General features: G+C 33.7%; 10 protein-coding genes. 3 read left to right on the forward strand and 7 right to left on the reverse strand.

The genetic code is table 11. The features are described 5' to 3' along the window. Positions 1-156: 156 nt before the first annotated feature. Positions 157-1,224 (reverse strand): class II fructose-bisphosphate aldolase, encoded by a 1,068-nt coding sequence (fbaA, locus tag AC0UBM_RS08760; RefSeq protein ID WP_434037664.1) that lies wholly within the window; start codon positions 1,222-1,224, stop codon positions 157-159. A 125-nt stretch (positions 1,225-1,349) separates the two neighbouring features. Next, positions 1,350-3,875: a translocation and assembly module lipoprotein TamL gene (tamL, locus tag AC0UBM_RS08765; RefSeq protein ID WP_475688370.1), complete on the reverse strand. Its 2,526-nt coding sequence runs from the start codon at positions 3,873-3,875 to the stop codon at positions 1,350-1,352. Between the two features lie 105 nt (positions 3,876-3,980). Between tamL and AC0UBM_RS08770 the strand changes: the two genes are divergently transcribed. After that, positions 3,981-4,715: a TrmH family RNA methyltransferase gene (locus AC0UBM_RS08770; RefSeq protein ID WP_475688371.1), complete on the forward strand. Its 735-nt coding sequence runs from the start codon at positions 3,981-3,983 to the stop codon at positions 4,713-4,715. Here AC0UBM_RS08770 and porT read toward each other — a convergent pair. Continuing rightward, positions 4,702-5,526 (reverse strand): type IX secretion/gliding motility protein PorT/SprT, encoded by an 825-nt coding sequence (gene porT / locus AC0UBM_RS08775; RefSeq protein ID WP_475688372.1) that lies wholly within the window; start codon positions 5,524-5,526, stop codon positions 4,702-4,704. The two genes, AC0UBM_RS08770 and porT, sit on opposite strands and share 14 nt — an antisense overlap. Before the next feature lies 1 nt (position 5,527). After that, positions 5,528-6,256 (reverse strand): bifunctional demethylmenaquinone methyltransferase/2-methoxy-6-polyprenyl-1,4-benzoquinol methylase UbiE, encoded by a 729-nt coding sequence (gene ubiE, locus AC0UBM_RS08780; protein WP_414036214.1) that lies wholly within the window; start codon positions 6,254-6,256, stop codon positions 5,528-5,530. Between the two features lie 136 nt (positions 6,257-6,392). Here ubiE and trkA point away from each other — a divergent pair, with 136 nt between their 5' ends. Together trkA and AC0UBM_RS08790 are read left to right on the forward strand one after the other, a co-directional pair. After that, positions 6,393-7,742: a Trk system potassium transporter TrkA gene (trkA, locus tag AC0UBM_RS08785; RefSeq protein ID WP_414036213.1), complete on the forward strand. Its 1,350-nt coding sequence runs from the start codon at positions 6,393-6,395 to the stop codon at positions 7,740-7,742. 3 nt (positions 7,743-7,745) lie between these two features. Next, on the forward strand, positions 7,746-9,239 hold the full coding sequence (locus AC0UBM_RS08790; protein WP_475688373.1) for a TrkH family potassium uptake protein: 1,494 nt from the start codon (positions 7,746-7,748) through the stop codon (positions 9,237-9,239). 90 nt (positions 9,240-9,329) lie between these two features. Here the strand turns inward: AC0UBM_RS08790 and AC0UBM_RS08795 are convergent, their stop codons facing one another. The 3 genes from AC0UBM_RS08795 to AC0UBM_RS08805 form a co-directional block, all read right to left on the reverse strand. After that, a complete protein-coding gene (locus tag AC0UBM_RS08795; protein WP_475688374.1) occupies positions 9,330-12,029 on the reverse strand; it encodes a T9SS type B sorting domain-containing protein in 2,700 nt (899 codons plus the stop codon). Positions 12,030-12,210: 181 nt separating this feature from the next. Beyond that, on the reverse strand, positions 12,211-13,398 hold the full coding sequence (locus AC0UBM_RS08800; protein WP_475688375.1) for a pyridoxal phosphate-dependent aminotransferase: 1,188 nt from the start codon (positions 13,396-13,398) through the stop codon (positions 12,211-12,213). A 13-nt stretch (positions 13,399-13,411) separates the two neighbouring features. Beyond that, positions 13,412-14,512 carry a fatty acid desaturase family protein gene (locus AC0UBM_RS08805; RefSeq protein WP_475688376.1) on the reverse strand — a complete coding sequence of 367 codons (1,101 nt, stop codon included), beginning with the start codon at positions 14,510-14,512 and terminating at the stop codon, positions 13,412-13,414. Positions 14,513-14,543: the final 31 nt, after the last annotated feature.

The raw sequence follows: 14,543 nt of genomic DNA on the forward strand, positions 1-14,543 counted from the left end.
AAAAGTGTTGGTTTTTATGTCTTTTAGAGAGAATATTTTGTAAATATAACAGAAAAATAAACAAGAATAGTATTTGGTTAATTCCGTTTTTACTATGCTATATTCTTGCCAAAATTAAAATTTTGTTTTTAATAATAGCAAAACGCTGCGATTTTTTTATAATGTATTCACATTATTTAAATCTTCAAATGCCTTTTTTAAGCGTGCTACAAAGGTTTCTTCACCTTTTCTTAGCCAAACTCTAGGGTCGTAATATTTTTTATTTGGTGAATCTGATCCTTCAGGATTACCAATTTGTGCTTGTAAATAGTCCTCTTTTTCTTTCATGTAATCACGAATACCTGTCATAAATGCATATTGCATGTCTGTATCGATATTCATTTTAATTACACCATAGCTAATTCCTTCTCTAATTTCTTCAACAGTAGAACCAGATCCACCATGGAATACAAAATCGATGTGATTATCTTCTACACCGTATTTTTTAGAAATATATTCTTGAGAATTTTTTAAGATTTTTGGAGTTAGTTTCACATTTCCTGGCTTGTAAACACCGTGTACGTTACCAAAGGCTGCAGCAATTGTAAATTGGTCACTTACTTTGCTTAACTCTTCGTATGCATAAGCTACTTCTTCAGGTTGTGTGTATAATTTAGAATCGTCTACATCTGTATTATCTACACCATCTTCTTCTCCTCCTGTAATACCTAATTCGATTTCTAAAGTCATACCCATTTTGCTCATGCGTTCTAGGTAAGATTTACAAATTTCCATGTTCTCTTCTAAAGGCTCTTCAGAAAGATCAATCATATGAGAACTAAATAAAGGTTTTCCTGTTTCTGCGAAGTGTTTTTCACTAGCATCTAACATACCGTCTATCCAAGGTAATAATTTTTTAGCACAGTGGTCTGTATGTAAAATTACAGGAACTCCGTATGCCACAGATAATTCGTGTACGTGTTTTGCTCCTGCTACAGCACCTGCTATTGCTGCTTTTTGATTTTCGTTACTTAATCCTTTTCCTGCATTAAAAACAGCACCTCCATTAGAGAACTGAATAATTACTGGAGCATTCAAAGCTGCTGCAGTTTCTAAAACACCATTAATAGTATCAGATCCAATTACATTTACAGCTGGAAGAGCAAACCCCTTTTCTTTAGCAAGTTTAAAAATTTCTTGTACTTCTTTCCCGGTTGCAACTCCCGGTTTAATATTATGTCCCATAGTAATTATTTTTAATTATTGTGAATGTTGATTATTACCAAATGTAATACTTTTATGTGTTTTTTTTAAGTTTTGATGTCTTTAACTAGGCGAAAATCTCCGAAAACGATGTATATTTTAAATTTCTAAAACGGATAGTTAATTCCCACATTATAAACGGCATTACCAAAATTATAGTCCTTAAACCATCTATCGCCTTCGGAATATGAAGGGTCGTAGGTTTTAAAACCAACGTCGAATCTAAATACTAAAAAGCTAAAATCGTAACGTAATCCAATTCCGGATCCAACGGCAATATCTTTTAAGGAATTAAAACTATCGAAGGTAGAGGCTTCGTCCTCAATATTGTCGTACACATTCCAAATGTTTCCTATATCTACAAACAACGCACCGTATAAATCTTCGAATACATTAAATCGGTGTTCTACATTTAAAGCCAATTTTAGGTTAGCTTCATTAAAATCGTCATTGCTTTGTGAACTACCAGGTCCTAGGTCGTAGGCAGTCCAAGCTCGGTTATCGTTAGCCCCTCCAGCAAAGAAACTCTTAGCAAATGGTATGTTGTCTGAGTTTCCGTAAGGTATAGCAATTCCGAAAAAGCTACGTACAGCCAGGATGTTTTGATGTCCCAAATCCCAATGCTTTGTAAAGTCTAATTCGGTTTTAATATATTGAGAATACGCCACATTAAATAACTCGTATTGCTCGTCTTCGTTTTTTGGTGCATTAGAAAGTTTAGAACCTAAGGCTGTTAAATTACCAGCAGATTCTAATTTAAATCTGAAAATGAAAAAGTCTTCATCCGAAACATTTCTACGGCTATCCTTAATAAAGGTATAGGCAGAAGAGATAATTAAGTTGTTTTCGGTTAAACGAATCATACGTTCGTCTATATTGTTAACCGTTTGTATATCGTCGTCGGAAATGTTATTAGGAGGATTTGGCCCTAAGACTTCGTCTATAAATTCGTTTGTACCATCGGGAATAGATAAATCTTCGTCGTCTTCTATGTAACCTATATCGTGAGCAATGTCGTCTAGTGTATCATAAGATGTGCTATAAACATTAAAATAGTTATCCGGATTTAGGTTTCGAACATATTGAACATTAAATAGGTCTAAAGCTTGAGTAATACCACGCTTAGGTCTCCAATTGTAATTTAAGGTTCCTGTAAAAGATCGTTTATCTAAACCTACATTTTTCTGACTAGCGATAGAAAGTCCAACACGCGTAGTAGGGGACATGGTTTTCGGGATAAGACTATCTGTGCTTATCGGGAAAAATATTCTAGGAATGGTGAGTTTTAAATCTGCTCCTATTTCATTAATATCAAAAAACACATCTTGATCATTACTAGCGTCCTTAGAGGCTCCAATAGATGCAAAACCAGAAAGTTCTAGCGTTTCTGCTCCTTTAAAAATATTCCTAGCCAATAAACTTGGGTTTACCGAAAAACCGATAACCTGAATATTACTTGTCGATACTTCTGTCGCAAACCCTAAATTAAACTTCTTTAAAGGTGTTAAATAAATGTTGCTAGTAAGAGTAGAGTCAGGGTTTTCTACATATTTAATGTCTGGATATTTAAATGTTTTTAATTCACTTAAATGTTTATAAGTTCGAGTTCTATCTATATCACTAAACACATTTCCAGGATTTATAAATACGGCATCGGTAAGCGCTTTTGGTCTAAAAGCTATTTTTTCGGTACCGTACAAATTAAATCCATTGTATGTAATAGAATCCTGAATTGTAGACTCTCTATTTTCGTGAGATGAATCTGTGTAAATATTTACGTCTTTAATTTTGTAAACTTTGAACGGTTCTCGGAATGTTGAATCTATACCTTGACGGCTAAAATTCTTAATTTGAACTTCAACATTCATTTTTTTATTGGTGTTTATGGTGTCGACCTGAAAAATGACATAATCTTGACTAAACTGATAGATCCCGTGATTTCTTAAATTGGACGTAATTCTATCACGTTCTGCTTCAAAATTATCTGTGGTATAGCGCTGTCCTGTTTTAATTAATGATCGTCTTTTAAAACGATTGTAGATTGTATCTACAACAGGCGACATTATTTTGGTAGAAATACTATCAATTTTATATGGTGTACCTAAGTTTACTTGGTAGTTAACTTCTACTTTTTTCTTAGGTTTTATAATGGTGTCGTAACTAGCCGTTACATCAAACCAACCGTTATTAATATAATAGTCTTCTAAGCGTTTAACCGATTTTAGGGCTCTAGGTTCACTAATTAATGTAGGCGCTTCTCCAGTAGTTTTTAACCAAGAATTTAAATTTTTTCTCGAATTTATATATTGATACAATTGCTTTTTAGATAAAAAACGTTCTAAACGCTCCCGATGTTTAGCAGTTTTGTTTAATCGAGCATCAATTATAGAGTCTATATTTGGGCGCGCCAGATTATAAATATATAAGCGAATAGGCAATCCTAACATGGTCTTGTTAGGTTCCTGATAAAGTAGGTTGTCTATCTTTTCGGAGGTGTTTTTAACGCTATCTACATAGATGGTGTTATTCACCAAAAGTAAATCGTTTTCTCCAACGTTTTTGACGGAGTTACAAGCCGTAATTAAACCTGTTAATAAAATAAATAATACTATTTTTGAGAACCTTTGTTTCAAGTATATTCTAGAAATTAAAAACATTTAAAAGACTTGTGTTATGTTTGCAATCGTATTAGGCAAACACAAATAAGTTGCTTACGAAATCAAAAATACATTATTTGAATGTTATCGAAAAATCAAATAAAACTAATTAATAAATTAAAACTTAAAAAGCACAGGTTAGAGTCCAATGTGTTTGTTGCTGAAGGGATTAAGACAATTAAAGAATTGTTGCAATCCGACTTAAAACTACAGCATTTATACACAACAGAATCCTTTAGTTTAAATTTGCCTTTAGAAACACTTATTTCTGAAACAGATTTAAAACGCATTAGCTTTTTAACAACCCCGAATCAGGCGCTTGCTGTTTTCGAAATTCCAGAAACAAAACAAATAGATGTGTCACAATTATGTGTCGCGTTAGACGATGTGAGAGATCCTGGGAATTTAGGAACCATTATTAGATTATGCGATTGGTTTGGTATTAAGGATTTGATTTGTAATATTGGTACCGTAGATTGTTATAACCCTAAAGTGGTGCAGGCAACCATGGGATCTATAACCCGTGTAAATATTAGTTATTTAGATTTAGACCGTTTTTTAAAGGATACAAAGGTTCCGGTTTATGGTGCTTTTATGGAAGGTGAAAATGTATATACGCATCGCGAACTTTTAGATGCTGGTATTTTAGTAATGGGGAATGAAGCCAACGGCGTATCTAAAAACATTGAAGCCTTAATAACCGAAAAAATAGCTATTCCTAGATTTGGAGAATTAAAAGCTACCGAAAGTTTAAATGTGGCTACGGCAACGTCTATTTTGCTAAGCGAGTTTAAACGCCGAACTATTGAAAAGTAAAGTTTATAAAAATACCCTGAGTCTTCATACTAGCAATATTATCCGTCCACGGACTAGGACCATTTAAAGGGTCATCTCTAACGAGCTCATCGTTTATTGCAAATACGCCTCGAATAGATGGTGTAAATTTAAAGTATGGTAAATAGAAATCTATACCAAGACCAACTTCGTAATAATAGGTATATCGTTTCATTCTAAATTGGCCATCACTATTATCTTCCCTAGTGTCTTCGTTGCTATTTAAGTTTATAGACATCGATGCACCACCCATAATAAAAGGCTTAAAATTGTTGATGCGTTTAGCCGAAAATTTCACTAATAACGGCAAATGTATGTAAGTAGATCTTATTTCACGTTCTAATACATTTTGTGGGTCATTTTCAAAATCATAGTTTGTAGTAGACGAAGATCCAAAGTAAGGCACACTATTGTTATTAGAATCTATATAGTTATAACCTTGAAAATGATAGGCGTTATAATGTAATGTTCTATTGGTAATATATAGTCCAGGCTCAAAGCGTAAATCTATATAATCGTTAATCCTCATATTTCCTAATAGACCCACACTAAAACCAATACTTTTGTCTATTTGAATATCTGTACGGTCTAACTCTCCGTTCGCGGTTGTTGCACTAATATTGTCGTTATAATCAAAATCAAAGCCGTAATTATTAAAACCTAAATAATAGCCATAACTAAATCGGTCTTTATCGAAATTCTCATTGTGTAAAATCCGTTCTCGACTAAATAACTGTGCAAAACTAGATTGGGAAATCAGGATAAAAAATACAATTACAACTAGTTTTCTCATATTATTGTTTAGATGATGTATAAATGGTAGCGACTCCAAATGTTTGTGGGAAAGCTTTAACACTAGTAAACCCAACTTTCTTTAAAATATTGTTCAAAGCTTCTCCATGAGGAAAAACAGCGGCAGAATCGCTAAGATATTTATAAGCACTTTTATCTTTAGAAAAAAGTTTTCCAATAGCAGGCATAATGTTATTGGTATATAATTTATACCCTTGTTTAAAAGGAGTTTTTACAGGAACCGAAGTTTCTAGAATCACAAAAATTCCATTTGGTTTTAATACACGCAGAATTTCAGCTAAACCTTTTTCTAAGGTTTCAAAATTTCTAACGCCAAAAGCAACTGTAATAGCATCAAAAGCATTGTCTTCGAAAGGCATATTTTCAGAATCACCTAAAATCATCTCAATAGTGCCTTCTAATTTTTTTGCTTTAATTTTTTGCACTCCAACTTCAAGCATTCCAGGACTTATATCTAATCCTATAATTTTTTCAGCATCAGTTTCAGCCAAGTTAATCGCTAAATCTCCAGTTCCAGTAGCAATATCTAAAATAGAGGTTGGATTGGTGTTTTTAACCAATTCGACTACTTTTTTCCGCCATTTAATATCAATACCAAAAGAAATTACACGGTTTAAATCGTCGTAAGTGCCTGAAATATTATCAAACATTTTAGTGACTTGTTCTTTCTTACCAAGGTCACTGTCTTTATATGGATTTACTTTTGTCAAATCAAAAATTTTAAGCAAATATAAGTTATTCACTATGCATTAGGAAACTTGCAAACAAATAATTATATTAATTGTAAAAGCATACAAGAATTATAAATTCTAGTATATTTGTTTTACTTTTTACGATAGACTACACATGAAAATTATCATTGCAGGCGCTGGTGAAGTTGGGTTTCATTTAGCTAAACTTTTATCTTACGAAGCTCAAGAAATTACTCTAATAGATGTTAATAAGGACAGCTTAACAAAAGCCGATACCCATTTAGACATAAAAGTAATTAAAGGCGATTCTACATCAATCTCAATTCTGAAAGATGCAAGAGTATCCGAAAGCGACCTTGTTATTGCTGTTACCTCTTCCGAGACTACTAATATCACGGTTTGTGTTTTGGCCAAACAACTTGGTGCTAAAAAAACCATTGCCAGAATTTCTAACACAGAATTTATTAATCATAAAGAAGAAGTTGGTTTTACTAAATTCGGTATTGATGAATTGATTTCGCCAGAAGCTTTAGCCGCCTCGGAAATTAAATTACTGTTAGACCAATCGGCTTTTAATGATAGTTACGAATTTGAAGGCGGTGCTTTAACTATGTTAGGTTTAAACCTATCTAGTAGAATGACCTTTATTGGGAAAACCGTAAAGGAAGCTGCACAAATTTTTCCTGAAATTCACTTTGTACCTATAGCTATTCAGCGTTTTGGAACTCAATATACCATTATCCCTAGGGGAGATACGGTGTTTAAACAAGGCGATAATGTCGTGTTTATTACTTCCGAAGGTGGAGCAGAAGAACTTTGTAAGCTAACAGGTAAAATGCATACGGAAGTTAAAAACGTAATGATTCTTGGTGGAAGTAAAATTGGTTATAAAGCGGCTCGCGATTTAAGTAATTCTTCTACACGTGTTAAACTGATTGAAAAAGATAAAGAACGTGCTTTTGATGTAGCCGATGAATTGCCAAAAGTATTGGTAATAAATGGCGATGGAAGAAATGTAGATTTACTGGAAGAGGAAAATCTGAGTGATATGGATGCCTTTATTGCCGTAACCGGAAATTCCGAAACCAATATCATGTCATGTTTAGTTGCTAAATCTAAAGGTGTAAGAAAAACGATTGCTTTAGTAGAGAATATGGACTATTTCGAATTGTCTCAATCTATAGGTATCGATACACTTATTAACAAGAAACTTCTAGCAGCAAACAACATTTTTAGATATATACGAAAAGGTGATGTTGTTGCCATGACTAAACTTAACAACATGCACGCCGAGTTGTTGGAATTTAAGGTGAAGTCTAAATCTTTAATTTGTAATAAAATTATTAAAGAGATAGATTTTCCGCGTTCTGCAATTATAGGTGGTATTATTAGAGATGGAGAAGGTATCATTGCCTTAGGAGATTTTAAAATTAGTCAGGGAGACCGAGTGGTTGTATGTTGTTTACCACAATCTATAAAACAAGTAGAAAAACTTTTTAGGTAGCATATGAAACTTAATTATAAAATTATTTTTCATTTTTTAGGATTACTGTTATTATTTAATGGTGGATTTATGTTGTTGTCGGCATTAGTTAGTTTCCTATATAATGATGGGGTAACCATGCAATTGTTCTACTCTGGAATGATTCCTATTATGCTGGGAGCTGTTATGATGTTTGCAACCAAAGATCATAAAAAAGAAATGAACAAGCGTGAAGGGTATATTGTAGTGACTTTCGGGTGGCTTGTTATGACCTTGTCTGGAACGCTTCCCTATATTTTAACGCAAAGTATTCCTAATTTTACAGATGCCTTTTTCGAAACCATGTCTGGTTTTACTACTACAGGTTCGTCCATAATACATGATATAGAAATTATTCCGTATGGTGTGCTGTTCTGGAGAAGTTTAACACATTGGATTGGAGGAATGGGGATTATCGTATTAGCGGTAGCTATATTACCGTTGTTAGGAATAGGAGGAATGCAACTTTTTGCTGCTGAAGCTCCAGGACCTAGTGGCGATAAGTTACACCCTAGAATAACAGATACAGCAAAACGTTTATGGTTAATCTATTTCGGGTATACTTTAGCCGAAACCTTACTATTATGGCTCGCGGGTATGACATTCTTTGATGCTATTAACCATGCAATGGCAACCTTATCTACTGGTGGGTTTTCTACTAAAAATGCAAGTGTAGCATATTGGAATCACCAACCTATTATACAGTATATAATAATTACTTTCATGTTTTTAGCAGGAGCCAATTTTGTATTGAGTTATTTTGCTTTTAAAGGAAAAATCCAGAAAATATACAAAGACGAAGAGTTTAAATTGTACAGCTGGTTTATTGCTATTTTTACTACAATTGTGGCATTCATTATATATTTTAGAGCAGATTTAGGAATGTCTTCTATAACACACCCAATGGTTTGGGGGCAAGCAGAAAGCGCCTTTAGACACGGATTGTTTCAAGTGCTATCTATAATTACAACTACAGGGTTTGTTTCGGCAGATTATACCTTATGGACTCATTTCTTAGTTGTGTTTTTCTTCGGATTAATGTTTCTAGGAGGTTCTGCAGGTAGTACGGCAGGAGGTGTAAAAGTTGTAAGACATTTAATCATGATTAAAAACGGCTTTATAGAATTTAAACGTTCGCTTCATCCTAATGCAGTACTGCCAGTACGCTATAACACTAAAGCGGTATCTGGAGATATTGTATTTAATGTATTAGCCTTTTTTATACTCTATATGTTGTCCTTTATTATAGGGGCTTTAGTGTTCTCTATGCTTGGTATTAATTTCGAGTCTGCGGTAGGTTTATCGGCTTCTAGTTTAGGGAATGTTGGACCTGCTTTAGGGAATTTTGGTCCTGTTACTAATTATGCGGCTTTACCGGCAGTAGGGAAGTGGTGGTGTAGTTTTTTAATGCTTATTGGGCGTTTAGAACTGTTTACTGTACTTGTGTTGTTGACTCCTTTCTTTTGGCGGAATCGTTAATGAGTTAGTAAATGTCTACAGTCTATCTTTTAATTTACCGGAATTTATAGTTATTAATAGATTTTTTTAAACACCTCTAAATAATTGATCTTAGCGTTTTAACGTGAAATGGCCAGATTTTGTGTAAGATTTATTCGTATTATCGATTATAACTGATTGATACCAATAGTCGCTTGTGGGTAATACGTTTCCGTTAAATAATCCATCCCAGCCGTTTAAGTTGGCAGGTAAATCCATTTGATGTAATAGCTTCCCGTAACGGTCAAAAATATAAATATTTACAGATTTATATAAATTTGCAGAGATTCCTTTTATTTGCCACACGTCATTAAAGCTATCATTATTAGGGGTGAAAAATTTTGGATATTCTATTAGTGAAACATCTTGTTGTAGTGGAGCCTCACAGCCATCAATATCTCTAACAAATACCGTGTAAATTCCTCCTCTAAGATTTGCAAATGTGTATGAGTTTCCACTCCCGTAGTAGTAAATGTCATCTATTGAAAATTCATAAACACTATTGCCTTGTACTATCACTTCTATTTGATTGTTGTCTGTAGAAATGTTTCGAAATGAGACATTACCCGGATTATTGATTAAAAAAGCCTTGGTTAACTCGCATCGTAAATCATTTTCAGTTTTAGTTACGGTTACAGCATAAGAGCCTGGGATACTTATGTTAAACCTTCTGCTCGTTGAGATTATATGTCCTGTGGTTTTGTCTTTCCATTCCCATGTGTCATTAGTAGCTCCTCCATCTAGTGCAATAGCACTAAGATTGTAACATAGTTCATATTCGTTTTCGATATCTAATACTATGTTAGAATTAACAATAGCTTTAAAAGAACCAATACCTGAGCAATCGTCGTCATCTGTTTCTATTCTTACCCAAATATCAGTGGAAGGGGAATCGTAATATCGATCTAGATTATTTGTTTTTAGTTGAGCATCTTGTTGGGATGGGTAGAAATAAACCTTGTCTGAATTATCAATAGCAAGTTCATTTCTCAGTTCTGTTTCTTTAACTCCAATGTTAAATGCTCCTATAGTATTATTGGCAATACCATCTGAATCTTCGCAAGTAAAGATTGGAGTAATAACAGGTAGGCTGGTAAAAGTGGATTTAATATAAAAAGGTCTAATTATAGAACACCCCTCTTGGGTCGTTATTTTTACATAAAGTTCGTCAGGATTAATTGTGTTTGTATAGTTTTCAGGGGTTGATATTTCATTGGAGTCATTAATTGCATCTTGATTACTACTATAGAATTGTAACTCGAAAGTAGGTTTGTAATTCGTTATTTTGTCTTTAATATTGTTTAAATTAAAAATAGAAATACCATCATTATCGGTATCACATTGTGATAAGATTTCATTAGGATTCATTTCTGGTAAACTGTAAATTTCTACTTCCTTTCGTAAAATATACTCACAGCTATTATAAATAAAAGTTGCTGTAACTTGATATAATTGTGCAGTACTATATGTGTGTTTAGGCTCCAAATCAGTGGAGCTTACACCATCTCCAAAATCCCAAAGAATATTAGTTATCGGCATATAAGTGTCTGTTGTAAACTGCATCTCTACTCCTAAACATTGATTATCAATAACAATTCTATTTCTCAAATATGAAGAGACAAAATTAGGAAGCCCTTTATAAGAGCCACCACTGCGCAACCCGAGACTTAATAGTTCAAAACCCGAGTCATCTTCATTCTCAGGTGTGTTAATTACGCTTATACTACTAGAAGTGGAAATAGGATTTTCGTTAATATAATTTGCAACATATATTTTGCCGTTAGAAGCAAGTTGGAGGTCTCCATAGCTAGTAGTTGAGGAATAGTCGATTAATTCTCTTAAATAAAGATCACTTGGATGATTTATAACGAATTTGTATATATAGCTGACACCAGGAATACTAGCAGTAAAATACAATATGTTGGAATCTTGAGAAAATTCTACACTATAAGGGTTAGGCTTGTGTCCAGGGCCAAGGCTTGGATTTATGCTAGTTTTATAAGTGATATCTGAATGTGTTGGATTAAAATTGTAAAGGTGTACAACTCCTTCATAATCTGCAATTGCTATTAATGTGCCATCTGGAGATAATTTTATGTTACCCTGAAATGAATCTATTGGAGGACTTACAGAAAAATTTATTGAAGATGCGATTGGAGTATACGCAACCCCAGTAGCAGTGACATTGTAAGTGAAAAATGTGTCAACTGGATCTGCAGAATTATCAGATACATTTCCCAAAGTAATAATTTTAAAAGAATTTAAGTTAGGGGAGTGGATTGCTGTTAGTCGTTGTGTCGTGAAGTTTCTTAACTTACGAGATACAACAGTCACTTTCCCTAAAGGATTGGCTGCAGAAAATTCTACTGTTGAAATGTAAAGACCTGGATAAGAAAGGGGGTTGGTAGAAAGTGTTTCACGAGTAGTCAAAATATAATAAATATTAGAGTCTGCCGGATTTGGTACAATTATAGAAGATTGTGTGTTATTAGGGTCTCCTGGTAAATTTGTACCCTTTTCCATTATTTGATGGTTTTTGTTCCACACTGTTTGTCCATTAGTGTAAAATAATAATTCACCACATTCTGTAGAAATACTTGCGCAACCTGCAGGTGCATCGATTATTCCGTCTTCTAAAACATTTGGATTAATATCATTAAAATTTAATCCAGCATGATCACCAAAATACCAATAGCTAGTTTCGTTTTGAGCTAAAATAGATGTCGAAAGAAATAAGTAAAAGATGGGGAGGAGGTATTTTAATTTATTCATGAAAATCTGAAACTATTTATATTAATTGTAGTTACTACCATAGTTGTACTATAGTAGTAACTACAATTAATTTTAAGGTTGGCAACAATCCTGATTTTAAAATCAGGTAGTTCGTAAATTTAAATAAAAAAAGCCACAACATTTAAGCTGTGGCTTCATAGTATGTTTTAAAAATTTATTATTAAGCAGTTACTGCTTCTTTAATACGCTTAAGCGCTTCAATAATGGTGTCTTGAGATGCGGCATAAGAAATACGGATACAATCAGAGTTTCCAAATGCTTCTCCTGTTACAGTTGCTACGTGAGCTTCTTCTAATAAGTATAATGAAAAATCTGTGGCGTTGTTTATTGTTTTTCCTCTTAATGTTTTTCCGAAATAGAAAGATACGTTAGGAAATACATAAAAAGCACCTGTAGGGATGTTTGTTTTAAATCCTTCGATGTCGTTTAATAAGCTTAAAATTAAATCACGTCTAACTTTAAATTCATCTACCATAAATTGAATACGCTCAGGAGATTCGTTTAGAGCAGTTACAGTAGCTTGTTGAGCGATACAGTTTGTTCCTGAAGTAATCTGTCCTTGCATTTTAGTACATGCTTTAGCTATCCAGTCTGGAGCACCAATGTATCCAATTCTCCAACCAGTCATAGCAAATGCTTTTGCTACACCGTTAACTGTAATAGTACGGTCGAACATGCTTGGAATCGCAGCAAAACTAAAGTGTTTTACACCGTAGTTAATGTGCTCGTAAATTTCATCTGAAAGAATAAAAATATTTGGGTATTTTTCTAAAACTTCAGCTAACGCACGGTATTCAGCTTCTGTGTAAATTGTTCCACTTGGGTTATTTGGCGAATTAAAAAATACCATTTTAGTTTTAGGCGTAATCGCGGCTTCTAACTGTGCTGGTGTGATTTTAAAATCATCTTCGATGGTCGAAGGGATCTCTTTATAAGTCGCTTCGCATAAGGTTGCTATTGCTGAATAGCTTACCCAGTAAGGTGCTGGTAATAAAACTTCGTCACCTGGATTTAATAATACTTGTGCAACATTCGCAATAGATTGCTTTGCTCCTGTAGACACCACAATTTGTGATGGCGTATATGTTAAATCGTTATCACGTTTAAATTTTGTAATAACAGCATCCTTTAATTCGGCATATCCGTCTACTGGAGAGTAAGAATTATAGTTGTCGTTAATAGCTTGTATAGCCGCGTCTTTAATATATTCTGGAGTGTTAAAGTCAGGTTCCCCTAAGCTTAATCCGATTATATCAATGCCTTGTGATTTTAGTTCACGTGCTTTTGCTGCCATTGCTAAAGTAGCCGATGAAGGCAGACTTGTAATTCTGTCTGAAAGTGGGTTCATTTCTAATTAATAGTTAAGATTGTAAAGCTGGTTTAACGCCCATCTCACGTAAATATCTAAAGTGAGCAGCAATCGCTTTACGCGTAGTTTTATATTCGTTGTATGGTAAATTAAATTCTTTAGCGGTTTCCTTTACAATTTTTGAAATCTTTGTGTAGTGAACATGGCTAATATGAGGGAAAATATGGTGTTCTACTTGGTGATTTAAACCACCCGTATACCAGTTAATAATTCTGCTTTTAGCACCGAAGTTAACCGTTGTATTTAATTGGTGAATGGCCCATGTGTTTTTCATAGTTCCATCTTCTTCAGGAAGTGGCATTTCGGCTTCTTCCATAACGTGAGCCAATTGAAAAACTACACTTAAAATTAAACCTGCGGTATAATGCATGATAAAGAAACCTAATAAGATTTTCCACCACGCTAAGTCTAATACAGCCATCGGGATTACAATCCAAATACTGACATATATAATTTTGGAAATGACTAATTTGCTCCAATTCGCAATTGGACTTGGGAATTTACCATACGATAACTTACGTTTCATATAGCTTCTCATTTGTTTAATATCTGTAGTAATAGCCCAGTTTATAGTTAATAAACCATATAATAATACCGAGTAATAGTGTTGGAATTTATGGTGCCATTTCCATTCAGAATGTTTGGAAAAGCGTAAAACACGTCCCGCTTCTAAATCTTCGTCATGTCCGTGAATATTGGTATAGGTGTGGTGTAATACATTATGTTGTACTTGCCAATTGTATACGTTACCAGCAAGAATGTAAATACTGCTTCCCATTAAACGGTTTACCCAGTCCTTGTTAGAAAAGGCGCCGTGGTTACCATCGTGCATTACATTCATTCCAACACCTGCCATTCCAATTCCCATAACAATAGTTAATAGAAATTGAGCCCATTGAGGAATATCTAAGGTTAATATTAAAAAATATGGTGCTAAAAAGATGGTAAACATTATTATGGTTTTAACCCATAACTTCCAGTTTCCTGTACGTTTAATATTATTTTCTTTAAAATATTCGTTTACACGTTTGTTCAGAGTTCTAAAGAACTTAGCTGGATCTTGACGTGAAAACGATAATACTTGATTGTTCATACACTAAATTATTTAACAACAACTAAATTAG

This window comes from Formosa sp. F44 (assembly GCF_056238645.1).